Origin of the sequence: Pseudomonas sp. CFBP13509, from assembly GCF_005233485.1 — a bacterium.
GTDB classification, from domain to species: Bacteria; Pseudomonadota; Gammaproteobacteria; order Pseudomonadales; family Pseudomonadaceae; genus Aquipseudomonas; species Aquipseudomonas marginalis.
The window spans coordinates 169,807-192,842 of record NZ_QGAA01000008.1 but is presented as its reverse complement, the minus strand read 5'-3'; the positions used below and the strand labels follow the sequence as shown (position 1 = coordinate 192,842).

Sequence of the window (23,036 nt, the reverse complement as noted above, 5' to 3'; positions counted from 1 at the left end):
CCGATGATCAATGTGCGCCTGAACTTGAAGTACACAGGCTTTGCCCTGGACGTGGACCTGCATGTGCCCGGCCGAGGGGTGACTGCGCTGTACGGGCATTCCGGCTCCGGCAAGACCACCTGCCTGCGCTGCATTGCCGGGCTGGAGCGGGCCGAAGATGGGTTTATCCAGATCAACGATGAAGTCTGGCAAGACAGCCGCAACGGCCTGTTCGTGCCCCCGCACAAGCGCGCGCTCGGCTACGTGTTCCAGGAGCCCAGCCTGTTCCCCCATCTATCGGTGCGGGCCAACCTGGAGTTCGGCCTCAAGCGCATCCCGCGCTCGCAACGCCGGGTGGATATGCTCCAGGCCACGGAGTTGCTGGGGATCGGCCATCTGCTGGAGCGTCACCCCCAACACTTGTCCGGCGGTGAACGTCAGCGCATCGGTATCGCCCGGGCCCTGCTCACCAGCCCAAGACTCCTGTTGATGGATGAACCCCTGGCCGCCCTCGACAGCAAGCGTAAAAGCGAAATCCTGCCCTACCTGGAACGCCTGCACGACGAACTGGACATCCCCGTGCTATACGTCAGCCATGCTCAGGATGAGGTGGCGCGCCTGGCCGATCACATCGTGTTGCTCAGCGACGGCAAGGCCCTGGCCAGTGGTCCCATCGGCGACACCCTGGCGCGGCTCGACCTGCCCCTGGCGTTGGGGGACGACGCGGGCGTGGTGATCAACGGCAGCGTCAGCGCCTACGACGATCACTACCATCTGCTCACGCTGCAACTGCCCGACAGTGCCCAGCACCTGCGCGTGGCCCATGCACCGCTGGCGTTGGGCAAGGCATTGCGGGTCAAGGTACAGGCGCGCGACGTCAGCCTCAGCCTGCACGCCGGAGAGCACAGCAGCATCCTCAACCGCCTGCCGGTGACGGTTACCCAGGAGATCGCGGCGGATAACAGCGCCCATGTGCTGGTGCGCCTGGACGCGGATGGCACGCCGTTGCTGGCGCGGATCACGCGGTTCTCCCGCGACCAGTTGCAATTGCACCCCGGCCAGGCGCTGTGGGCGCAGATCAAGGCGGTGGCCGTGCTGGCATAAGAAACCTTTTGGCACGACCGCACACGGCTGCGGTCAATCAGGAATACCGGCCTGATCCGTTGCCAAGGAACCTGCACCATGCCCGACTCCGCGCTGCCCGCCGACCTGCCCCGCGACCTGCATTACGTTGACGACACCCAGCCCGGCATCCGCCGCAAGCGAGTGCGCGGCAAGTTCCAGTACTTCGACGCCAAGGGCGAGCGCATCCGGGATGCCGATGAGATCAAGCGCCTGAACGCCCTCGCCGTCCCTCCGGCGTATACCGATGTGTGGATCTGCGCCGACCCGCGCGGGCACCTGCAAGCCACCGGCCGCGATGCCCGTGGACGCAAGCAATACCGCTATCACGCGCGCTGGCGTGAGGTGCGTGACAGCGACAAGTACGCGCGGCTGCAGGAGTTCGGCAACGCCCTGCCGAAACTGCGCAAACAGCTCGAATCGCAAATCGCCGAACCCGGCTTCACGCGCGAAAAAGTCCTGGCCACGGTGGTGATGCTGCTGGACGCCACGCTGATCCGTGTCGGCAATACCCAATATGCGCGAGACAACAAATCCTACGGGCTGACCACCCTGCGCAACCGCCATGTGGATGTCAAAGGCAGCGAGATCCAGTTCCAGTTTCGCGGCAAGAGTGGCGTGGAGCACCAGGTCAGCGTCAAGGACCGGCGCCTGGCCACGGTGGTCAAGCGCTGCCTGGAGTTACCGGGGCAGAACCTGTTCCAGTATCTGGACGAAGACGGCGAGCGGCACACCGTCAGCTCCCATGACGTCAACGCCTACCTGCACGATCTTACCGGTGCCGACTTCACTGCCAAGGATTACCGCACCTGGGCCGGCACCGCCATGGCGCTGGCGGTGCTGCGGGAGTTGGAATGGCAACCGGAATCCGACGCCAAGCGACATGTGGTGGCGATGGTCAAGGATGTTGCCAGGCAACTGGGCAATACGCCTGCGGTGTGCCGCAAGTGTTATATCCACCCGGCCGTGCTGGAGCATTTCAGCCTGGGCGAATTGTCCAGATTGCCCAAGCCACGGGGGCGCAAAGGCCTGAAGGCCGAGGAAGTCGCCTTGGCGATGTTCCTTGAACAACTGGCCGCCGACTTGCCCGGCAATGCCAAGGAGGGTTAGGCTCTTGGCCCCCCTCTGACTTCCGGGACGACCGCCGACGTGAATCACTAAGCCTTCCAGAATGTACCTGCAACGAGCCGCCTGGCGCGCTTGTTGGCCTGTCCGACATTTTTTGGAGGTGCTGATGACTGACGTCAACCGGCTACCCGTATTGGTTTCCCTGCAACACCTGTGCTTCCAGTTCGCCAATGGCGAGACATTGCTGGACGACCTGAACCTGTCCATCGACCACACGCCCACCGGGATTGTGGGACGTAATGGACGGGGCAAAAGTATCCTCGCCCAATTGATCGCCGGCGTGTTGTCCCCCTCCTCCGGCTCGCTCAAGCGCTCGGCCAGCGTGGCCTATGTCCCCCAGGACATGGCGGTTGCAGCGGGAGACACCCTCTCTGACCTGACGGGCACCACGCCCGTGCTGGCGGCACTGGCACGCATGGCGGCAGGGACGGCGCAGGTCGATGACCTTGAGTTGATCGACAATCGCTGGGACCTTGCCGAACGCTTGCGCGCCGCACTCGATACGGCAGGCCTTGCGCAGCTGGGTGTCGATACGCCGGCCGATCAACTCAGTGGAGGACAACTGGCGCGGCTCAGGCTGATCGGCGCCGTGCTGGCCGCACCGCAACTGCTGGTGCTCGATGAGCCCACCAACCACCTCGACAGCGCCGGCCGCCGGTGGCTGCTGCACCTGTTGCAGGAATGGCGTGGCGGCCTGGTGGTGGTGAGCCACGACCGAAAAATACTCAACACCCTCGGGCGCATCATTGAACTGTCCCCACTCGGCCCTCACGTCTACGGCGGCAACTATGATGCCTATCGCCTGCAGCGCGACACCGAACAACACGCCGCCGTCGCGGCGCTGGAGCACGCACGCCTTGAACGCAACCGCGAACGCCGGCGCGTGCAGAAAGACCATGACAGCCTGCAACGCCAGGCGGCGCGCTCCCGCAAGCACGCAGAGACAGCCAATGTGGACCGGTTTACCAAGGCGCGCTGGAAAAGCGCCGCCACCGAAGTCGTCGGCACGGTGCGCAGTGCCCATCACGCCTACAAACACGTGCTGGATGAGCAGGTGCGCCAAGCCTACGAGCGCGTGGTGGATGAAACGCCGACCCTGTTGGCCTTGCCGGGGTCGGTCGTGCCCAATGGCCGACAGGTCGTGGCCTTGACGGAGGTCCGGTTGCCCTGGCTGGAGCATCCCGCCCTCACACTCAACCTCACAGGGCCGGTGCGCGTGGCTGTGCAAGGACCGAATGGTTGCGGCAAATCCACCCTGCTCAAGGTACTGGCCGGCCACTGCCAGCCCGCCAGCGGTGAGTGCTCGGTGCCGGTGCCCTGCGCGTATATCGACCAGCACCAGGCGCTGCTGGATGACCGACGCTCCCTCGTCGAACAGCTCAACCTGCTCGACACACCGCTGCCCGAAGCCGAACTGCGTACGCGCCTGGCCTTGCTGCAACTGGATGCCCGGCGGGTCACCCAACCGACCGTGCACCTCAGCGGCGGCGAGCGGTTGAAAGCCGCGATGGCGATTGCCCTGTGGGGTGAAACACCCGCGCAACTGCTGTTGCTTGATGAGCCCACCAACCACCTGGACCTGGAATCGGTGATCGCCTTTGAACAGGCGCTGCTGGGCTTCAGCGGGGCAATGATGGTTGTATCCCATGATGAGGCGTTCATCCAGGCGCTCGGGCCAACCCACCGCTTGCTCTGGCAACCTGAGGGTTGGCGCCTGGAGTGTGTCTGAGGTCATTGCGCGCGCAATCAAAGCGTCCTAGGGTAGTGGCCGGATAATCTCACCGAGGAACCCGGCCCTATGCTGCCTTCGCCCAAAAAGCCTTATGCCAATGCCGCACTGGCCCATCAAAAGCGCTGGCGCGGCCGCGTCGGCCTGATGCTGGTGGCCAGCCTTTCGGTATTGGCGGGCATGACTGACGCCATCGGCTTCATGGCCAGCGGCGACTTTGTTTCGTTCATGAGCGGCAACACCACGCGCCTGGCCGTGGCCATCAGTGTGGGGGATCTCGGCTTGACCGCACGCCTGCTGTTGCTGGTCGCCACATTTGTCGCCGGTAACGCCTTGGGCGTAGTGGTCGGCCGTCTCAGCCGGCGCCATGCCCTGCCCCTATTGCTGTGTATCGCCACCTTGCTCTGCGGCGCAGCCTTGCTGCCCTTCGCCGACACCTTGCCGGCGCTGCTGGCGGCGATCATTGCGATGGGCATGCTCAACGCAGCCGTGGAAGAGGTCAACGGCTTGCCGGTGGGGCTGACCTACGTGACCGGGGCACTGTCACGCTTTGGGCGCGGGCTGGGACGCTGGATGCTGGGGGAACGCCGCAACGGCTGGCGGGTGCAACTGATTCCGTGGGCGGGGATGTTTGTCGGCGCGGTGATTGGCGCGCTGCTGGAGCAGCACATGGGGCTGAGGGCGCTGGTGGTCAGCGGTGTATTCGCGGGCGTGTTGGGGCTGGTGTCGCTGAAGATTCCCCGGCGCTGGCATTTGGGTTTTATGCCGCGATAAAGACTAAAGGTGCCCGCCCGACGGTAAGGCCTCGACGTCCGTGTACTGGTAAAGAGCCATTATGTCGGGCGGGCGGATTGAATCATAAGCGAATGTCCGGCGGCTGTCCCGCCGGGCGTTTCCTGAAATGACTAAGGCAACGTATTACAGACAGGTCGCGAGTGCCGCCAAGCGACGCTTGGCCGGCATCGTGTCTTCAACGGCGTAGTACTTGACGGACGAACCGGCACCGGCGCTTTGCACGTCGACGAAGTAATCGCCACCGGTGGTGTAGACGGTGAAACCACCGGCCCCGTTCGGCTCTTTGAAGCCACCGGCGTCGACGCCAAACACGCTTTCATCCTGCCAGCCAAACTGGATGCACTCGGCAACCACCAGCGTGGCCTTGTCCGATGCCATGGCCTTGTAGGGAGCCCCCAGGCGCGCCTCGTTCATCTTCGAGCCCGCGCAACCGGCCAGTGCCGTCAATACCAATGCGCCCATTACCACCTTGTGCATGCCATTGCCTCGTTGGAAAAAACGCGACTGTACCATTGCCGCAAGGCTGACTGACGCCCCCATGAATTTTGTTTCACTGTGGAGGGAGAATATGCCGCCTATAGTGGCCTGGCTCATTTTTAGAAGTGTCCTTCTGCCCGCCCTCCCGCGGGCTTTTTTTCGCCTGCGCTTCAGAGCCACCCGCGAAACAGGTAGAACAACCCCATGCTCAGCAGCACGGTCATCAATACGTTACGCGTCCAGAACATCAGCGCCACGGCGCAGATACCGGCCAGCAAATACGGATTGGCCGGGCTCAGGTTGAGCTGGTGATCAGCCAGGAAAATAATCGGCCCGCAGATCGCCGTGAGCATGCCCGGCACCGCAAACCCGAGAAACTCCCGTGCCCCACGGTTGAGGCGCACCGGCAGGCGCGGCTCGATAAACAGATAACGGTTGAAAAAAACCACCAGGCCCATGGCCACAATCATCAGGTAAATCATCGCTGCCCAACCCCCAGGCGTTTACAGAAAAACCCTGCGCTCATGCCGAGCACACCCGACACCACCACGGCCGACTCCCAGTGCAGGAAGCTCAACCATACGGAAAACAACAACGACACCGCCACGCAGACCACCGTCGGCACATCGCGCACCACCGGGGTGATCAGCGCGATAAAGGTGGCGGCGATGGAGAACTCCAGGCCCAACTGATCAAGGCCTGGGATGCTTTTGCCAAGCACGATGCCGGCCAGGGTGAACAGGTTCCAGGCGATGTAAAACGTCAGGCCAACGCCCAGGGCGTACCAGCGATTGAAGGTTTCACGGTCATAGTGGTTGACCAGAGCAAAGAACTCATCGGTCAGCAGAAAGCCCAGGCTCATGCGCCAGCGGGTCTTGAGCGGCGAAAGAATCGGGCGCAGGTGCATGCCATACAGCAGGTGCTGGGAGGTCAGCAGCAAGGTGGTCAACACGATGGAAATCAGGCTGGCACCGCTCTTGACCATGCCAATGGCGACCAACTGCGCAGCGCCGGCAAACACAATGGCGGACAAGCCCTGGGCTTGCAGTGGCGTGAATTGCGCATCGATGGCCATGGAACCGGCCAGCAGCCCCCAGGGTGCACAGGCCAGGGACAGGGGAATGACGGCGATTGCACCGCGAGCGAAGGCGTAATGAGGTAAGGCAGCAGGCATGGAAACGGCTCATCGACAGACAGTCCACAAGCATGCCAGCGCAAGATGGAGCTTGTCTTGAACGATCTTGCTCAGGCGAGCCTGACCGACACCTGCTCCACCGAGTCCCGCGCTTCACGCAGTTCGTGAGCGTCCTGGTTGAGCCGGTGAATGGTGTTGAGCAAGCGCTGGCGCAGCACTTCATCGCCGAGTTTTTCAACGGCACGCATCAGGTCGAATGCCGCGGTTTCGTTATTTTCCGCGACGGAATCCAGGGTTTTGCGCAGGTTGCGAGTGGCACGGGTCACGCGGGTCTTCCTTCATCAGCAATGGGGAGGCACTTTAGGACATTCGTGTTTCATTTTAATTTCAATCACTTGTGGCAGTTTTCCCGAGGTTTGATCCATATCAATTGAAACAGGATTTGACCGAAACATATGGACATACGTATATTCGAATTTCCATATGTATATAGGCAATGGTCATGTCGGATCCCCTTACACCGCCCACCCTGTTCAAATGCCTGGCCGACGCCACTCGGGCGCGCCTGACGCTATTGATTCAGCGTGAAGGCGAACTTTGCGTCTGCGAACTGATCCATGCCTTGGACGACAGCCAGCCAAAAATCTCCCGCCACCTGGCGCAACTGCGCAGTTGCGGTGTGCTGCTGGATCGTCGCCAGGGCCAATGGATCTACTACCGCGTCAACCCGGCACTGCCCGATTGGGTGAACCAGGTGCTGGACATCACCCTGCAAGCCAACCAGCCATGGTTGCACAGCGACGCACAGCGTCTGGATGCAATGGGCGACAGACCACAACGAGCCAGCACCTGCTGCTGAGCCACCGGAGCGTTAATTCATGCTTGTCGCAGTCGCCATTTTTATTTTCACCATCGTCTTGGTCATCTGGCAGCCCAAGGGGCTCGGAGTGGGCTGGAGCGCCACGATGGGCGCGATCCTGGCCCTGGCCTGTGGCGTGATCAGCCTGGCGGATATCCCGGCGGTCTGGCACATCATCTGGAATGCCACCGGGACGTTTGTCGCACTGATCATCATCAGCCTGCTGCTGGACGAAGCCGGATTCTTTGCCTGGACGGCACTGCATGTGGCGCGCTGGGGGCGCGGGCGTGGCCGGCGCTTGTTTGCCTATATGGTGCTGCTCGGCGCCCTGGTGTCGGCGCTGTTTGCCAACGACGGCGCGGCGCTGATCCTCACCCCCATCGTGATGTCGATGCTGCTGGCACTGCGCTTTTCGCCGGCGGCGACCCTGGCGTTTGTGATGGGCGCGGGATTTATCGCCGACACAGCGAGCCTGCCCCTGGTGGTGTCGAACCTGGTGAATATCGTCTCGGCGGACTATTTCAAGATCGGCTTCAACGAATATGCCGCGGTCATGGTGCCGGTCAACGTCGTCAGTGTCGCCGCCACCCTGGCGGTGCTGCTGTGGTTCTTCCGCCGCGATATTCCCCAGGCCTACGACCCCGCCGACCTGGCAGACCCCGCCAGCGCGATCCACGACCGCGCCACCTTCCGCGCCGGCTGGTGGGTGCTGGGCATCCTGTTGATCGGCTGCTTTGCCCTGGAACCCCTGGGCATTCCCATCAGCGCGATTTCCGCAGTGTGCGCCGTGCTCCTGCTGGTGATCGCCGCCAAGGGCCACAAGATCTCCACGCGCAAGGTGCTGAAGGAAGCCCCGTGGCAGATCGTGATCTTTTCCCTGGGGATGTACCTGGTGGTCTACGGCTTGCGTAACGCCGGCCTCACCACCTACCTGGCGACCTGGCTCGATACCTTTGCCACTTACGGCGTATGGGGTGCGGCCATGGGCACCGGCGTGCTGACGGCCTTGTTGTCCTCGGCGATGAACAACCTGCCGACGGTATTGATCGGTGCGCTGTCCATCGAATCCAGCCATGCCGTGGGCGTGGTCAAGGACGCGATGATCTACGCCAACGTGATCGGCAGCGACCTGGGCCCGAAAATCACCCCCATCGGCAGCCTGGCCACCCTGTTGTGGCTGCATATCCTGGCGCGCAAAGGCATCACCATCACCTGGGGCTACTACTTCAAGGTCGGGATTGTGCTGACCTTGCCGGTGCTGCTGATCACCCTCGCCGCCCTCGCGTTGCGCCTGAGCATCTAACGGAGAAACCGCAATGAAAGTCCTGTTCATGTGCACCGCCAACAGCTGTCGCAGCATCTTGTCCGAAGCGATGTTCAACCACCTGGCCCCGCAGGGTTTTGCCGCGGTCAGCTCCGGCAGTTTCCCTAAGGGCCAGGTCCTGCCGCGCAGCCTGAGCACCTTGCAGGCGGCGGGTATCCGCACCGAAGGCTTGTACAGCAAGGGCAATGACGCATTTGAAGACAGCCCGCCGGATGTGGTCATCACCGTCTGCGACAAGGCGGCGGGCGAAGCCTGCCCGGTGTATTTCGGGCCGGCGGTGAAGGCGCATTGGGGCTTGGCAGATCCCTCGGAGGTTCAAGGTGACCAGGCCAGCATCCAGGCGGCATTCGATGCCACGCTGGAGACCATCGCCAGCCGTTGCCGGGCGTTTTTCGCCCTGCCCTTTGCCCGCCTCAGCCCTGGCGAGCTCAAGGTCGAACTCGAGCGCATAGCGCTGCTGGAAATGGCCACCTCCTGACGGCTGGATGAATCCGCTGCGGCGATATGGATTCCCATCCCTCTGCCAGCGTATGCTCTCGCACTTTCCTGAAAGGACGCGGGCATGCTGACGATCTTTTTTTACGCACTGGTATTCGGCTTTGTGTTTTGCCTCTCCCCCGGTGCGGTGCTGGCGGAGACGTTGCGCCGTGGCTTGCTCCACGGTTTCACACCCGCCTTGCTGGTTCAGTTTGGCTCGCTGGTAGGCGATGCCGTGTGGGCAGTGATCGGCCTCACCGGCATCGCACTGCTGATCCAGCATGACGCCGTGCGCGTGCCGCTGACGATCATCTGCGCGCTGTACCTGGCGTGGCTGGGCGTACGCAGCCTGATCGACGCCTGGCACTTGCCCGAAGCCGATGATGCACCGGCCAGCACCCGACAAAATGCGCTGGCCGTGGGCGCGGCGATTTCCCTGGCCAACCCGAAAAACATCGTCTACTGGGGGGCGCTGGGCAGCGCGCTGTCAGGCATCGTCGGCGCTACGCCCAGCCATGGGCAGACGCTGATGTTTTTCGCCGGCTTCATGCTGGCTTCGGTGCTGTCATGCTTTCTGATCGCCGCACTGGTGAACCTGCTGCGCAAGAATGCATCGCCCATGTGGCAACGCATCAGTTATGGCGCCTGCGGTTTAGTGCTGATCTATCTGGCCGTTCTCGCCGCACAGGGCGTATGAAGTTATATATCGGGTAACTTTCGAGTGCCTCTTGTCTGAATGAACTCTGAACACCGGGCTATTTAATTAATCATGCGTTGACATTTTGTAACTGCCTGAGTAGATTGCCCCTGCCCGCAACTGGGGCCTTTTTTAACCCTCACAAAAGAAGCCAATGGACACAGTATCCAGTCGCTGTCCGAGCACCGCCCTGGCGGGCGTCGGGCGCCCAATCCAGAACATGACAGGACTCGCCTCCCCGGTCCGGTAAGCTGCGCTGGAGCTTGATGCTCCGCCGTAACTGCCTCGCCGGTCGCCCGTCCGGTCCCGAGGTGTGTTATGACCTTCCCAACCCTTGCTTTGCCCGATGTACCCACACTGGCCGCAGCCTTGCGAGCCAAGCGTTGCCATGCCCGCGTGGTTTTTCTGCCACGACGCACGCCCTGCGTTGCCCCCTCCCCCAAAGACCCGCAGAGACCGCCGCTTTTCAGCCTGGGATAGTGCTGAGCGCCCGCGCCGTTCAATCCCGCTGAAACAATAACTTCCTGATTAAGTCCCTGGAGTTCTTTATGAAACTTTCCAGTTGTAGTTCGCTGCGCGCCTTATAACTAACGCGCCTGTAGAAGTTATCCAAGCACCTTATTTAAACCGATCGCGAAGTCAGCGACTCGGCATGCTTTCGCTCGCCTGTATTCAGGTAAGTACCGGGTATGTTTTGTCGAGAATTGGCGACAGGAGCACAGACAATGAGCGCCGTAAAAAACACGCCACTGCAGAAGAAAACCGGCACCGCCAGCGACACCAAACTGTCGATGCGTGCCGCCCGCGAAGCCCACAACGGCCTGTCGGCCACCCTGGCCAACGTACGCGCCACCCAGGATGGCCTGACTGAACTGGACGCCACTGCCCGTCTGCAACGGGAAGGCCACAACGAAGTGGCCCATGACAAACCGCCTCACGCCATCGTGCAATTCCTGCAGGCCCTGAACAACCCGTTCATCTACGTGTTGCTGACCCTGGGCGGCATCAGCTTTTTCACCGACTGCTGGCTGCCGATGCAGGACGGTGAAGAAGCCGATCCCACCAAGGTCGTCATCATCATGACCATGGTCCTGCTCAGCAGCCTGCTGCGCTTCTGGCAGGAGCACCGTTCGACCAAGTCCGCCGAAGCCTTGAAAGCCATGGTCCGCACCACTGCCACGGTGCTGCGCCGTGAGCAAGTGGGCAGCCAGCCCACCCTGCGCGAAGTGCCGATGCGCGAGTTGGTGGCCGGCGATATCGTGCAGTTGTCGGCCGGTGACATGATCCCTGCCGACATCCGCCTGATCGAGTCCCGGGACCTGTTTATCAGCCAGGCGGTGCTCACCGGCGAAGCCTTGCCGGTGGAGAAGTACGACACCCTCGGCGACGTCACGCAAAAATCCGCCGGGCCGGTCGCCGCCGACCAGGGCAACCTGCTGGACCTGCCGAACATCTGCTTCATGGGCACCAATGTGGTCAGCGGCCGCGCCAAAGCTGTGGTGGTGGCGACCGGGCCGCGCACCTACTTTGGCTCCCTGGCCAAGGCGATTGTCGGCTCCCGGGTACAGACCGCATTCGATCGCGGGGTGAACAGCGTCAGCTGGCTGCTGATCCGCTTCATGCTGGTGATGGTACCGATCGTGTTCTTCCTCAACGGCTTCTCCAAGGGTGACTGGGGCGATGCGTTCCTGTTCGCCCTGGCGGTTGCCGTGGGCCTGACCCCGGAAATGCTGCCGATGATCGTCAGCGCCAACCTGGCCAAGGGCGCCACGGCGATGGCCAAGCGCAAAGTAGTGGTCAAGCGCCTCAACGCGATCCAGAACTTCGGCTCGATGGACGTGCTGTGCACCGACAAGACCGGCACCCTGACCCAGGACAAGATCATCCTCGAGCATCACCTCAACGCCTTCGGCCAGCGCGATGATGCGGTGCTGTCCCTGGCCTGGCTCAACAGCTACCACCAGAGCGGCATGAAAAACCTGATGGACCAGGCCGTGGTGCAGTTCTCGGAGCAGAACCCGAGGTTCCAGCTGCCGTTTGCCTACAGCAAGGTCGATGAATTGCCGTTCGACTTTGTGCGCCGTCGCCTCTCCATCGTGGTCAAGGACGCTGTCCACGACCATCTGCTGGTGTGCAAAGGCGCCGTCGAGGAGATGCTGGACATTGCCACCCACGTGATGGAGGCCGGCAGTGCAGTGCCTCTGGATGAGCACCGCCGCGAGGAGTTGCTGGCGATCGCCAATGACTACAACGAAGACGGCTTCCGCGTGCTGGTGGTGGCCACGCGCAACATTCCAAAGGCCCTGGCCCGCCAGCAGTACACCACCGCCGATGAGCGCAACCTGGTGATCCAGGGCTTCCTGACCTTCCTCGATCCGCCCAAGGAAACCGCCGGCCCGGCGATTGCAGCCCTGCAGCAGATCGGCGTGACGGTCAAAGTCCTCACCGGCGACAACGCCGTGGTCACCAGCAAGATCTGCCGCCAGGTCGGCCTCGAACCAGGCCGGCCGCTGTTGGGGGTGGAGATCGAGCTTATGGACGACGCCACCCTGGCGCGCCATGTGGAGGAGCGCACGGTATTTGCCAAGCTCACGCCGCTGCAGAAATCCCGGGTGCTCAAGGCCCTGCAAGCCAACGGCCACACCGTCGGCTTCCTCGGCGACGGCATCAACGACGCACCGGCATTGCGGGATGCCGACGTGGGTATCTCGGTGGACAGCGGCACGGACATCGCCAAGGAATCGGCCGACATCATCCTGCTCGAAAAGAGCCTGATGGTGCTGGAAGAAGGCGTGCTCAAAGGCCGCGAAACCTTCGGCAATATCATGAAGTACCTGAACATGACCGCCAGTTCCAACTTCGGCAACGTGTTTTCGGTGCTGGTGGCCAGTGCATTCATCCCGTTCCTGCCGATGCTGTCGATTCACCTGCTGCTGCAGAACCTGATGTACGACATCTCCCAACTGGCCCTGCCGTGGGACAAGATGGACAAGGAGTACCTGGCCAAACCGCGCAAGTGGGACGCCAGGAACATCGGCCGCTTCATGATCTGGATCGGGCCGACCTCGTCGATCTTCGACATCACCACCTTTGCCCTGATGTGGTACGTGTTCGCCGCCAACAGCGTGGAAATGCAGACCCTGTTCCAGTCCGGCTGGTTTATCGAGGGCCTGCTCTCGCAAACCCTGGTGGTGCACATGCTGCGCACCCGCAAGATTCCGTTCTTCCAGAGCACGGCGGCATGGCCGGTGCTGATGATGACCGGCGTGGTGATTGCGCTGGGCATCTACGTACCGTTCTCGCCCCTGGGCACCCTGGTGGGCCTGCAACCGCTACCGCTGGCGTACTTCCCGTGGCTGGTCGGCACGCTGCTCAGCTATTGCTGCGTGGCCCAACTGATGAAAACCCTCTACATCCGCCGCTTCAAGCAGTGGTACTGAGTTCCCCCGCCGTTTAAACGGTGGCGGTCGCCCGGCCGCCACCGTGCATTACAAGGAATAGGATCATGCGCGTCTTGATCTGTGCCGGTCGTCATTACGCCGACTGCAAAAAGTCCCGCCAAGTGCTGGACGCTTACCACCGCCTGCGCCCCGTGCAGGTGCTGATTCACGGCGGCAACCAGTTCCTCGGCAGCGCCATCGAGGACTGGGCGCGGGAACTCGGCATCGACGTGGTGCGCTACCCGCCCAACTGGCAACGCCACGGCAAGCAGGCGGAGCGCCAGCGCAACCATTTCATGCTGACCGACAGCCGCGCGGACGTGGTCATCGCGCTGCCAGGTGGTGACGACACGTCGGAGCTGGTCTGCCAGGCCAGGGCCAGCGGCATTTCGGTGCTGACCGTAGAGAACTGACATTCAAGCGAGGTGCATCATGCACAACAAACACACCCCGAAGCGCCCGGACGGGTTTGCCAAATACCGTGCGCGGCACTATCGCGGCGCGCGCCAGACCCTGCTGCTGTTGCCGCCGGCAAAACAGCGGGCGCTGCGGCGCAACCTGCTGTTTATCGGTATCACCCTGGGTTCGATCCTGTTAATTGCCCTGGTGTCCAAGGCCCATGCCGCCGGTGGCGCCTATGTGGTCGATGACGGCGCAATCAACGCACCGGGTGCCTGCAATCTCGACGCCTGGTACAGCGCCGACCGGCACGCCGGCAACACGCACACGGCAACGCTGTCTCCCGCGTGCACGTTCAGCGTACTGCCTTCGGTGCAGTGGGGCGCGGCGCTGTCACGGGCCGACAGCGCAGGCCGGGGCGAGACCCAGGTGAGTCCGCAACTCAAGGCGCAGGTGCTGTCACGGCAAGACCTGGGGCTGGAAATGGCGATCTCCGCCGGGGCGCATCTTGCCCTTGATCGACGACACGGGTTCGACGGCGCCGACTTCACCCTCCCCTTGACCTGGCAACCGCTGGCGCCCCTGCGCTTGAACCTGAATGCCGGCTGGGCCCATGCCTACAACGACGGCGAGCAAACCCAGCGCCTGAGCTGGGGCACCGGCGTCGAGTATCAACTGATGGATGCCCTCACGTTGATCGCTGAACGTTACGGCCAGGAAGGCGGTGACCAGGCCTGGCAAGCAGGGCCGCGCCTGCACTTCGGGGAGTTTGTCGACGTCGACCTGGTGCTCGGGCGCTACCTGGGCGGTGAACGCAATCAATGGCTGACCACCGGTGCGACGCTCAGGTTTTAGGCCTGGCCTGCTGCTCCCGGTGCAGTTGCCGTGGCGGGTCGTCCAGGTAATTACCTTATGATGGCGGCACCATTGCCAACGAGGGGTAAAGCACGTGGACCGTATCGAACAAATGACGCTGCTGGCGACCTACAACCAGTGGATGAACCGCAAGGTCTATGACGCGGCTGCCAGGCTTACGGACGATGAGTTGCGCGTGGACCGCCAAGCGTTTTTCGGCTCGGTCTTCGGCACGCTCAACCATCTCACGTTGGGCGACACCGTCTGGCTCAAACGCTTTGCCCTGCACCCCGCCGGCTACGCGACGCTGGCGCCGCTGAACAGCATCGCCGCGCCGTCGGACCTCAAGCAACTGGCGTTCGCCGACCTGGGTGAACTCGCCGCCCGGCGGCGTTGGCTGGACCAATTGATCATCGATTGGGTGCACACCCTGCGCGAACCCGACCTCGGCCATCGCCTGCACTACCACAACATGCGCGGCGCGGCGGCCAGCAAGACATTCGGCGCCCTGCTGGTGCATTTTTTCAATCACCAGACCCACCATCGAGGCCAGGTCACCACGCTGCTGACCCAGGCCGGGCAGGACGTGGGCGATACGGACCTGCTCGCCTTGATTGACTGAACTCAGCGAGCGCTGAATTCGGCATAGGCCTGCAGCAACCGTGCAAAGTCCTCGGGTTGCGGCAACTGCTCGAAGCTTTCGACTGCCGGCGTGGTAGCCCAGGCCAGTTTTTCGCGGGTCCAGGTTTCCATAAAGGGCACGTACTCCGCAGCATTATCCAACAGCGTCGCACGCACGTTGACGAACTCATCGATGCCATGGGGGCGGGTAAACAGCCAGCTCATGCAGTGCGGGCAGCAATAGTGACGATCGACCCCGTGCAGGCCGCCGACCACCGGGCAGCCCTGGGTCACCGTGAACGCGCTGGCGGGAATCAGTGCACTGAGGGAGAACGCACTGGCGGTCATCTTCTGGCAGCCGGTGCAGTGGCACGCCATGGTAATCACCGGCGCCTGGCTCACGCTGAAGCGCACCCGGTTACAACGGCAACTGCCTTCCCGGGGCAGGGGCTCGACGCTCATCACACACTCCTTTTCATGATCAGTGGCATGGCAGGGTAGCGCCGAGGCGGGGGTGTTGAACAGGTCCAGGGGCAAAACCGAACGCTGCTGCGCCCATGGGGGTCGTAACCTCAGGTAAGTGTCGCACCTGCCGCAACACCGATGCCTACAAGGAAGCGCGCCGCAACCAGCGCAACGCCGCACGCCGTGCTTCGCGCCAGGCCAAGACCCACACCAGCACCGACTGGCGCAGTGCCTGGACGCAGCGCCTGACCGATCTGCCAGGGCGACAGCGCCTGCCCCGCGGCTTCGGCGCACAGCCTTTCGTATAAGCAGAAACGCAGAAGCCCCGGACAAACCGGGGCTTCGTTTTCAATCAATCATCATTGGACACCGGCCTGTTGCGTGCCTGGTAACCCGGCAACGTGGCGGCATACGCCAGTGCCTGTTCACGGGAATTGAAGGACGCCAGCCGATCCTGGGGCGTACACACCCGCCATGGCCCGAAATTGACCTGCACAATGTCGTACCCGTTCAGATGCAGCTTCTTCAGCAGTGGAGCGCTCATAGTCACCTCGCTTTCCTGAGATTTCCCAGCGTTGCACGCCCTACCTTACACCCGCATCCAGGCTCATGACCGACCGCATGTCGCATGCGGCCAGGCTACTTGACCTTGCTGCTCAAGGTATCCACGCTGCGCTTGAGATCATCCAGGCTGCGCTTCAAACCTTCGATATCGCTTTTCTGCCGTTCGATCGTGCTGTTCTGATCCTCGACCGTGCGCTTGAGGCTCGCCAACTGGCTGTCACTGGAACTGGCGCTCGAACCGTCCCTGCGCTTGAACTCATCGAACGCGCGGTCCTGCCCCTCCAGCTTGCCTTTCAGGCCTTGCACCTCACTCTCGGTACGTTTCTGCGCAGCCTGCAGCTGTTCAATATCCCCCACCGAAATGCTCGACGCCTTCAACACATACTGATTGCCCGCCTCCAGCGAAGTCCCCGTCAACCGATCACCGCCTGACGCGCTGAAATCCCCCCACTTCACCGCACTCCCAGCCTGTGCCGTACCGGCCAACAGTCCCACGACACCTGCAATAACCATCCAATAGCGCCTGCGAACACTGAGCATCAACCGATTCCTTTCCAGACTGCCGAGATGGCATATTGCTATGACTGTCATTTATACCGCTTGTTCCCGTACTGTAGGAATCCTCCGGCTCGCCTGTTAAAGCCGATGTAGATCACTGATCTGCCAAGCTTTTTCAGGCGCCGTCCATGCAAGAAAGCGGCAGACCGACCTTGCGTCGAAGCGCCTGGATCTATATATTCCCAACCCTGTAACAACGCGCTACCGCCCGAATGGCGAAACTGGTAGACGCATGGGACTTAAAATCCCCCGCTCGTAAGGGCGTCCCGGTTCGATTCCGGGTTCGGGCACCATATATATCAAGGGCTTGCATGATGAACTTCATGCAGGCCCTTATCTTTTTGGCTCCGCAATTTTAGACCCTGCACCGCAATTCCCTTTATACAACTGCGCAAAAACTTAGCATCCAGTCGAGTTTTACCAATCACATGGATGTCCAGTAAGCTGCTCATTCAAACTGGACAAGGACGACTCGCGTGATCACCTGCCATCTGAAGTATCAGATTGACCCCTATCAAATCCCCGCCTTTGAAAACTATTCGAGACTATGGATTGGCATAGTCAACCGAATGGGGGGCACCCACCACGGTTATTTCCTTCCTGCCGAGGGCGCCAATAACGTCGCCTATTGCCTTTTCAGCTTTCCGAGCCTTTCGGATTATGAGCGCTATCGCAAAGAATCAGAGACTGATCCGGAATGTGTCAGCACATTCGCGCTGGCAACAGAGAAGCGATTCATCGTCAGCTACGAGAGAACCTTCTTGCGGCCGGTGCTCGACTGACCCAGGGCCCGGCCCGCCGGGCTCTTTCATACCGTGAAAAAAACGGATTGCCGATGAAAATCCGCCCACTCCAGTTTGAGTTGAAAGACTTCGCTCTCGCGCTTTACGGCCTGAGCCTGATGCTGCCGGCTACAAACGAGCATCATGAGGTTTTCGACGTAAGCCCATACTCATATGGCTGGCATATTTTGCTGTCAGGTATTCTTGCGGTCATGGACGGAGGCATCGCGTGGCTTGCAAACATCGCGTTCATACCGGCGTATCTATACAGGAATGCAAGAAAGTCGCTGATTTGCTCAATCATAGCAATCGCGATGGGCCTAACCTCGTTCTCCTACACCAGCATCTGGAACGATGGCGCCGGAAGGATAAGCATCACAAGCTACAGCTACGGATTTTACGTTTGGATGCTTTCTTTTGCATGGCTTGCCGCCACCTCTGTTATTGAACTTCAACGTGATAAAAGACGCTCACTGACCGCAAGCTCGTAAAACGGGATGACATTGCAACTCGGTCATGGCGTTTTGCACCTTCGGCACGTCACAAAGGTCACGAGGAATGAGTTCAGCAGAAAAGGACGCAGCAAGATCTACCGGTATATCAATAGCAGTAGTAGGTATTGCTCTGGGCCTAGCCGTTGCCGTCTACATAAGCCCTAAAAACGAGTATTTCCTGGGTAATTTTACATACCTCTGGTTACCGCAAGCAGCCGTGCTTGCTCTGGCTCTGGCGTGCAAGACCTCCCGAGAATCAGTGGGCGGAATAGCTATAGCGTTGGCCCTGTATTTGAGTGTTTTCGCCTTCTGGTTTTCTGGTAGGAACGCTGATTCCATGGCTTGGCTGGGTTACTTCTTCAGCTTTCCTGGAGCCTTAATTGGCGCAGGCTTTGCAATCGTGAGCGAGAAGCCCCATCACTCGCGACGAAAGCTGCAGCATCATTGCGATGCGGCAACTATCTTTGTGTCGCCTCTCTTTGAACTATTGCGGCTACTTTCTTGACTGTCTTCGGTAAGCGTAACGGGGAAAAGAGTCACAGCTAGGCTCGATGAAACAATTACTCCAAAGGCCGAAACCTTGACCGCCCTGCCATCACCAGCGATTGCGGGAAAACTGCACGGAAAACCGAGCATAAGCACAACAATCAGTTTGCGCAAAAAATCCACTCCACGGGTTTGCATCATCCTTTAGGGCTGAATCTACAATCTTCCTGGCCAGGCATCCAGTGTGTATGGAATGCCAGTAACTACGTCCATTACGAAATGATAGCGTTGCGCCACACTAATTTATCGAGCGCATGAGGAAGCCATGGCAATAGGTGACAAGATAAGACAATTCTCTGTAGCACCCGCCAAAGATCATCAGTGGATCCGTGGGCTGCGCTACGCGATCATGTTAGAAATTGAAGATTTCAAGGACCGCGAGGGCATGCGCCTATCTCTTTCAGCGGAACGGATAAACGCTCTCAAGGGCAACGAACGTTTCGCTCATCGACTTTCGAATCTGCAAGAAATTATGGATCTCATAGCACCTTTAGAAAACGAAGATCCTTTACGGTCAGCCGAATTAGGAAATGAGTTAGCCCACTACCTATCGGCTAGAGAGAACAATCCTGATTGTAGTAGCCCGATCAGGCTCAAAGGCGAGTTGCTAGGGATGGATCTTGGTCTTTGAATTTATGGATTTCTCCAGCCCCTCGCCCGCAGCCCAAGGAATGGGGGAGTGCCAATATCGGCGCACTTATGACCTGGAGGTCAAATGAGCGAAAACACGTTTGCAGTAGCGGCTGGACATTTGGCAAATACATCAGCATTGCTGGCTTTAATCCTGAACCTTACCGGACGCAGCAGCCTGGCGATTACTTGGACGGGACGTACTCATCTACTCGCGCCCCAGTGCTCGTGTCGACAATGATCATGTCCCACCAAGTATTACTCGGGGCGGTTGTGAGCTTGTATGTGCGGCCAGCGACAAGATTAACGTCACGGAACTTTCGATCCAGAGAAACGGTGGTGCCCGCCCAATGCCTGAGTTCCAGTCGATGTCTACCGGCAGTGAGTCGATATACTGTTTGGGTAGCAAGCGCGAAATTGGTTTTACGGCCATCAATGGTGGCAATGAACAGTGACTTGTCAGTTAGACCGATACGCGCAACGTCAGAATCCGGTAGCCCTTCCGCTGCTTTTTCGGTGTAGCAGATGCAACCACTGGTGAGAGTGATCATCAGAGCCAATCCGAATAATCGCAACGCGCGCGCCTTCGACATACCAGCCTCCAAATCCATGTGGATGAGTGCAGCATTCAACCCCAAACCATATCAAATTGCCACCAACCACTCACTGGAGGGCGGCGTTTACCTGAGGTAAACGAAATGACTGTGCGTAACCGTCCAGCGAAGTCGCCTTCCCTATCCCGGCCTGTGCGGATGAACAACTGTTGATGCTCACGAAGCCGCGAGATTCACTAGCGTTATTTCCGGGAAACATCCCGACTCGGTACTTCCGAGCGTTTCCTCGTCTTCATGAATTCTGGCCCAGGGAGAGCATCACGATAGCGAGAATAATGTTCAAAGAGCGGCGGATTGGGCACGGGCGTGATTTGATCGAAATGCTTGTGAAACTGGCGCCTGCGAAACCCGCTAGAAAAACTTAAACCATAGAATGAGTGATCGGAATGTACTTTTGCGCAGAATTAAGTCATTTAGGGACCTACCTGGCTAAGCCCTCAGCACTTTAAAGTACGCCAATCATTCAACTATCGGCGTCTGTATGAATCTCTGGTTTCGACTTCTCCTCATGCTGCTTCGTCGACCTTGGCGCAAACCGGCAAAAGCGCTGGATTCGACCGTTATCCGAATGCGCGTCTGGCCACTGGACCTCGACGTCAATCGACATGTCACCAACGGCCGATATTTCACCCTGGCCGATGTCGGACGCATGGATTTCGTTTTGCGCAGTGGCGCCTATCGAGTAGCTATTAGAGCAAAGGCGCTGCCCATCGTCGGAGATACTTGGGGTAAATTTCGTCGCGAGCTTAGACTGTTTGAAGCGTTTGAAATCCACACAAGGATGCTTGGCTGGGACGACAAGTGGAGCTTCATGGAGCATCGATTTGTGAGTAAAGGCAGAGTGATCGGCGTTGTCGTAATGCGAGGTCTATTCCGTTCAGCGAAAGGTATTGTTCCGCCAAGCGAGTTTGTTCGAGAACTGGGACTGCCCGAACGGTCGCCAGAGATGCCGGAATGGCTGACCTCGTGGTCGCAGAGCTGCGATGCCATGAGTCGGCAACTCAGGGATGAAGAAAGCACCAATGATTGACTTGACATGCAGTCAGCCCATGACCAGTGCGCTATTGGGACCGTTGATTGCTCCGCCGTTGGCGTGTGCGGCGTAACTTCGCCAGCCCGTGTAATTCGTCAATAACGGGCTGTATGTGCTTTTCTCCGAGCAGGTGCTGGTATACCTCGAAGTGGCCCTATCGCCAAGCGCACTTGCTTCTTTATTTCCTCTATGGCCAGGCACGCCTCATGCACGAAGCGTTCGTCGAATACGCCATGCAACTCAAGCTCCATCCCACTTTTGTCATGGTGTATTTGCACATGGCAGTATCGACCACCATATTGGCCGCTGCTGCAAAATAACACCAGATTAAAACCATGACCGAGGAGCTTACGTAATTGATCCTGAAGACTGTCTTGGTGCAAGCCAGATATTTCCAGCTGCCGAGACGCACACGGGCCATTGGCGAATTGTTTACTCAACATAACCATCTCCACTTTTATCGGTTACGCAGTGCCAGCACTACTGCGCACTATCACGAACAAGCTTACGACGTAGCCAGCCTGAAAAATGTCAGAAGTCGGTAAGGTAATGGTAAATACCACGAGCACTCCGAGTTACTTCCCACTCTGTTATTTACCCACCTTAACCATAAATTAACGCTACCAAACAGAGCAACCTATTAAGCTTGGCTGATGCGCCTCTCCTGCCCCCGGCCACTCATGAGGTGATGGCGCACCATCAAGCCTGCCGGCCCAGTCGAAAACGACGCACTACCGATATATCATTCTGGAGTGTTTGACTAATGCCTGACGACAACGCTCATTCGGCAAAACATGCCTCGTACAGTATCGCCCTGGTTAATTATAAAACGCTGCACATGACACGCCTTTGCTTAGGATTGCTACGCGACTACGCTATATACCATCAAGTTCCGGTCTGGGTAGTGGATAACGGTTCCGCCGATGAAAGCACCCACTACCTGCGGACACTTGACTGGATCAACTTGGTAGAGCGGATTCCCCACCCTCGAGAGGCCGGATACATCGCGCATGGTAAAGCCCTTGATCTGATTTTGGGATACATTGAAACTCCGTACTTATTCCTGCTTCATACGGACACATTTGTATTTGATACCGATGTATTCAGCATGATGATGAGCCAAAGTACTGCAACGCCGCGTACAGTGGCAGTCGGTTGTACAGAACAGATCAATCGCGGTTTTTTAAGAACTGCCTGGCGGTTCGGTACTCGACTGATGAAGTACCACTACCGAACGCTCATGCGTTACGTGGGGCTACCCTCTAAAAACCCCAAGCCTTTCAGAGAAACCCACTTGAAAAGTTTTTGCACCTTATGGAACTGCGATGTAATTAAACAACATAACTTGCGCTTCATGATGGATAACCGGGTACCGGGATACGCTCTACAAGACAAGATGGTCAAGCTGGGTTATGCGATCAGCTTTCTGTCAGCACGAAGATTGTTCAGTTATCTGGACCATATTCAAGCCGGCACTGTCGCCGCTAACGGCGGCTATGACACGGACCATCGTCGAAGAAAAACGTATCACGATACCCTGCTGCGCTTTCAAAAAGAGGCGTCAAATGACGCGAAAACGACCAGCACGGAAAAATGACGGTTGCTGATAAGACCGGCCCCCGAGATTCGAACTGAGTGGGAGCGCACAGCTGGCTTGAAAATCGAACCTGATAGGACTTTATCCACGGCCCAGCCCATAGGGCGCTTGTTCGATACTCATCGCTTACTCTGCGGCGCATCAAGAGGGATCTCGAGGATGAAGGTTGCGCCCTGCCCTTCCCCGTCGCTGTGCACGGTCAAGCTGCCACCCATTTCCTGTGCAGCGAGCGCGCAGCTGTGCAGGCCGAAACCGTGACCGTCTTTGCGAGTCGTGAAGCCATGGGAAAAGATACGCGTCAGGTGCTCTGGCGTAATCCCGTTGCCATTGTCGGCCACCGTGATACGCAAGACTGCTCCGTCACCGATAAGGGAGGCGCTGAACGTGATGCACGGGCTGCGATCGACCACGCCGTCCAACGCCTGCCTGGCGTTTTTGATCAGGTTTACCAGAATCAGCAGCACCCGGTGCCGGTCCAGCGACAGCAGTGGCAAGTCGGCAATGTCCTTGACCACCGTCACCTCCTGATTCATCCGTGAGCCGGCACTCATGCGCCAGGCATCATCGATTAATTCCGAGACCGGTATTGTCTCGACGACACTGACGGCAACGGCATAGGACTGCTGGGCAGCGACAATGGTCTTGATGTGGTCAATGCCTTTGGTGAGTTGCTCGAGCTCTTCGATGATGCCCTGCTGCTCTGCCGCCACCGCCTG

The 23,036-nt window shown here is 59.4% G+C and carries 27 protein-coding genes, 1 tRNA gene and 2 pseudogenes; 20 read left to right on the top strand and 10 right to left on the bottom strand.

Translation table 11 applies throughout. The features are described 5' to 3' along the window. The first annotated feature begins 3 nt into the window (after positions 1 to 3). From modC to PspCFBP13509_RS15600, 4 genes are all read left to right on the top strand, one after another. The gene (gene modC, locus PspCFBP13509_RS15615) at positions 4 to 1,083 is read left to right on the top strand and encodes a molybdenum ABC transporter ATP-binding protein (RefSeq protein ID WP_065927785.1); all 1,080 of its coding nucleotides are present in this window, start codon (positions 4 to 6) and stop codon (positions 1,081 to 1,083) included. Between the two features lie 78 nt (positions 1,084 to 1,161). Continuing rightward, positions 1,162 to 2,211: a DNA topoisomerase IB gene (locus PspCFBP13509_RS15610; protein WP_065927476.1), complete on the top strand. Its 1,050-nt coding sequence runs from the start codon at positions 1,162 to 1,164 to the stop codon at positions 2,209 to 2,211. A gap of 124 nt (positions 2,212 to 2,335) precedes the next feature. Further along, positions 2,336 to 3,958 carry an ABC-F family ATP-binding cassette domain-containing protein gene (locus PspCFBP13509_RS15605; protein WP_137212293.1) on the top strand — a complete coding sequence of 541 codons (1,623 nt, stop codon included), beginning with the start codon at positions 2,336 to 2,338 and terminating at the stop codon, positions 3,956 to 3,958. A 69-nt stretch (positions 3,959 to 4,027) separates the two neighbouring features. Further along, complete coding sequence (locus PspCFBP13509_RS15600) at positions 4,028 to 4,732, top strand: YoaK family protein (protein WP_065927474.1); 705 nt, start codon at positions 4,028 to 4,030, stop codon at positions 4,730 to 4,732. A gap of 144 nt (positions 4,733 to 4,876) precedes the next feature. Here the strand turns inward: PspCFBP13509_RS15600 and PspCFBP13509_RS15595 are convergent, their stop codons facing one another. The 4 genes from PspCFBP13509_RS15595 to PspCFBP13509_RS15580 form a co-directional block, all read right to left on the bottom strand. After that, complete coding sequence (locus PspCFBP13509_RS15595; RefSeq protein ID WP_027606604.1) at positions 4,877 to 5,230, bottom strand: hypothetical protein; 354 nt, start codon at positions 5,228 to 5,230, stop codon at positions 4,877 to 4,879. 170 nt (positions 5,231 to 5,400) lie between these two features. After that, entirely contained in the window at positions 5,401 to 5,712 is a 312-nt protein-coding gene (locus PspCFBP13509_RS15590) for an AzlD domain-containing protein (protein ID WP_065927473.1), read from the bottom strand. Continuing rightward, a complete protein-coding gene (locus tag PspCFBP13509_RS15585) occupies positions 5,709 to 6,404 on the bottom strand; it encodes an AzlC family ABC transporter permease (protein WP_027606606.1) in 696 nt (231 codons plus the stop codon). Before PspCFBP13509_RS15585 ends, PspCFBP13509_RS15590 begins: the two co-directional genes overlap by 4 nt. Positions 6,405 to 6,475: 71 nt before the next feature. Beyond that, entirely contained in the window at positions 6,476 to 6,691 is a 216-nt protein-coding gene (locus PspCFBP13509_RS15580; protein WP_025856028.1) for a hypothetical protein, read from the bottom strand. A 176-nt stretch (positions 6,692 to 6,867) separates the two neighbouring features. Between PspCFBP13509_RS15580 and PspCFBP13509_RS15575 the strand changes: the two genes are divergently transcribed. From PspCFBP13509_RS15575 to PspCFBP13509_RS15540, 8 genes are all read left to right on the top strand, one after another. Next, positions 6,868 to 7,224 (top strand): metalloregulator ArsR/SmtB family transcription factor, encoded by a 357-nt coding sequence (locus PspCFBP13509_RS15575; RefSeq protein WP_065927472.1) that lies wholly within the window; start codon positions 6,868 to 6,870, stop codon positions 7,222 to 7,224. Between the two features lie 19 nt (positions 7,225 to 7,243). Continuing rightward, entirely contained in the window at positions 7,244 to 8,527 is a 1,284-nt protein-coding gene (locus PspCFBP13509_RS15570; protein WP_065927471.1) for an arsenic transporter, read from the top strand. Between the two features lie 13 nt (positions 8,528 to 8,540). Next, positions 8,541 to 9,026: an arsenate reductase ArsC gene (locus tag PspCFBP13509_RS15565; protein ID WP_065946958.1), complete on the top strand. Its 486-nt coding sequence runs from the start codon at positions 8,541 to 8,543 to the stop codon at positions 9,024 to 9,026. An 84-nt stretch (positions 9,027 to 9,110) separates the two neighbouring features. After that, positions 9,111 to 9,722, top strand: a complete 612-nt coding sequence (locus PspCFBP13509_RS15560; protein WP_027606610.1) for a LysE family transporter — start codon at positions 9,111 to 9,113, stop codon at positions 9,720 to 9,722. Between the two features lie 725 nt (positions 9,723 to 10,447). Further along, the gene (gene mgtA / locus PspCFBP13509_RS15555; protein WP_137212292.1) at positions 10,448 to 13,162 is read left to right on the top strand and encodes a magnesium-translocating P-type ATPase; all 2,715 of its coding nucleotides are present in this window, start codon (positions 10,448 to 10,450) and stop codon (positions 13,160 to 13,162) included. A gap of 65 nt (positions 13,163 to 13,227) precedes the next feature. Further along, entirely contained in the window at positions 13,228 to 13,575 is a 348-nt protein-coding gene (locus PspCFBP13509_RS15550) for a DUF2493 domain-containing protein (protein ID WP_065927468.1), read from the top strand. Between the two features lie 19 nt (positions 13,576 to 13,594). After that, positions 13,595 to 14,416, top strand: coding sequence for a hypothetical protein (locus tag PspCFBP13509_RS15545; RefSeq protein WP_137212291.1), 822 nt, complete (start codon positions 13,595 to 13,597; stop codon positions 14,414 to 14,416). Between the two features lie 94 nt (positions 14,417 to 14,510). Then, the gene (locus tag PspCFBP13509_RS15540; RefSeq protein WP_137212290.1) at positions 14,511 to 15,038 is read left to right on the top strand and encodes a DinB family protein; all 528 of its coding nucleotides are present in this window, start codon (positions 14,511 to 14,513) and stop codon (positions 15,036 to 15,038) included. A gap of 2 nt (positions 15,039 to 15,040) precedes the next feature. On the opposite strand, the gene PspCFBP13509_RS15535 is transcribed toward PspCFBP13509_RS15540, so the two are convergent. Then, positions 15,041 to 15,499 (bottom strand): GFA family protein, encoded by a 459-nt coding sequence (locus tag PspCFBP13509_RS15535; RefSeq protein WP_137212289.1) that lies wholly within the window; start codon positions 15,497 to 15,499, stop codon positions 15,041 to 15,043. 116 nt (positions 15,500 to 15,615) lie between these two features. Between PspCFBP13509_RS15535 and PspCFBP13509_RS15530 the strand changes: the two are divergent. After that, positions 15,616 to 15,810: pseudogene (locus PspCFBP13509_RS15530) on the top strand (hypothetical protein); the annotation flags it as partial. Between the two features lie 44 nt (positions 15,811 to 15,854). Here the strand turns inward: PspCFBP13509_RS15530 and PspCFBP13509_RS15525 are convergent. Then, positions 15,855 to 16,046 carry a hypothetical protein gene (locus tag PspCFBP13509_RS15525; protein ID WP_027606617.1) on the bottom strand — a complete coding sequence of 64 codons (192 nt, stop codon included), beginning with the start codon at positions 16,044 to 16,046 and terminating at the stop codon, positions 15,855 to 15,857. A gap of 95 nt (positions 16,047 to 16,141) precedes the next feature. Beyond that, positions 16,142 to 16,579 carry a hypothetical protein gene (locus PspCFBP13509_RS15520; protein WP_235865590.1) on the bottom strand — a complete coding sequence of 146 codons (438 nt, stop codon included), beginning with the start codon at positions 16,577 to 16,579 and terminating at the stop codon, positions 16,142 to 16,144. A 251-nt stretch (positions 16,580 to 16,830) separates the two neighbouring features. On the opposite strand from PspCFBP13509_RS15520, the gene PspCFBP13509_RS15515 reads away from it, so the two are divergent. From PspCFBP13509_RS15515 to PspCFBP13509_RS15495, 5 genes are all read left to right on the top strand, one after another. After that, a tRNA-Leu gene (locus PspCFBP13509_RS15515) sits at positions 16,831 to 16,917 on the top strand. 183 nt (positions 16,918 to 17,100) lie between these two features. Continuing rightward, positions 17,101 to 17,406 (top strand): NIPSNAP family protein, encoded by a 306-nt coding sequence (locus PspCFBP13509_RS15510; RefSeq protein ID WP_074846835.1) that lies wholly within the window; start codon positions 17,101 to 17,103, stop codon positions 17,404 to 17,406. A gap of 53 nt (positions 17,407 to 17,459) precedes the next feature. Then, positions 17,460 to 17,897 carry a hypothetical protein gene (locus PspCFBP13509_RS15505; RefSeq protein WP_074846836.1) on the top strand — a complete coding sequence of 146 codons (438 nt, stop codon included), beginning with the start codon at positions 17,460 to 17,462 and terminating at the stop codon, positions 17,895 to 17,897. A gap of 67 nt (positions 17,898 to 17,964) precedes the next feature. Beyond that, on the top strand, positions 17,965 to 18,405 hold the full coding sequence (locus tag PspCFBP13509_RS15500; RefSeq protein ID WP_137212288.1) for a hypothetical protein: 441 nt from the start codon (positions 17,965 to 17,967) through the stop codon (positions 18,403 to 18,405). A 306-nt stretch (positions 18,406 to 18,711) separates the two neighbouring features. Continuing rightward, a complete protein-coding gene (locus PspCFBP13509_RS15495) occupies positions 18,712 to 19,077 on the top strand; it encodes a hypothetical protein (protein ID WP_074846837.1) in 366 nt (121 codons plus the stop codon). A 184-nt stretch (positions 19,078 to 19,261) separates the two neighbouring features. Here the strand turns inward: PspCFBP13509_RS15495 and PspCFBP13509_RS15490 are convergent, their stop codons facing one another. Continuing rightward, positions 19,262 to 19,669 (bottom strand): hypothetical protein, encoded by a 408-nt coding sequence (locus PspCFBP13509_RS15490; RefSeq protein WP_074846838.1) that lies wholly within the window; start codon positions 19,667 to 19,669, stop codon positions 19,262 to 19,264. A 502-nt stretch (positions 19,670 to 20,171) separates the two neighbouring features. On the opposite strand from PspCFBP13509_RS15490, the gene PspCFBP13509_RS15485 reads away from it, so the two are divergent. After that, positions 20,172 to 20,720: a thioesterase family protein gene (locus PspCFBP13509_RS15485; RefSeq protein ID WP_137212287.1), complete on the top strand. Its 549-nt coding sequence runs from the start codon at positions 20,172 to 20,174 to the stop codon at positions 20,718 to 20,720. 98 nt (positions 20,721 to 20,818) lie between these two features. Here PspCFBP13509_RS15485 and PspCFBP13509_RS15480 read toward each other — a convergent pair whose 3' ends face one another. Next, positions 20,819 to 21,166, bottom strand: a complete 348-nt coding sequence (locus PspCFBP13509_RS15480) for a hypothetical protein (RefSeq protein ID WP_137212286.1) — start codon at positions 21,164 to 21,166, stop codon at positions 20,819 to 20,821. A 320-nt stretch (positions 21,167 to 21,486) separates the two neighbouring features. Between PspCFBP13509_RS15480 and PspCFBP13509_RS15475 the strand changes: the two genes are divergently transcribed. Further along, on the top strand, positions 21,487 to 22,320 hold the full coding sequence (locus PspCFBP13509_RS15475; RefSeq protein ID WP_137212285.1) for a glycosyltransferase family 2 protein: 834 nt from the start codon (positions 21,487 to 21,489) through the stop codon (positions 22,318 to 22,320). A gap of 119 nt (positions 22,321 to 22,439) precedes the next feature. Here PspCFBP13509_RS15475 and PspCFBP13509_RS32175 read toward each other — a convergent pair. Then, positions 22,440 to 22,784: pseudogene (locus PspCFBP13509_RS32175) on the bottom strand (ATP-binding protein); the annotation flags it as partial. Positions 22,785 to 23,036: the final 252 nt, after the last annotated feature.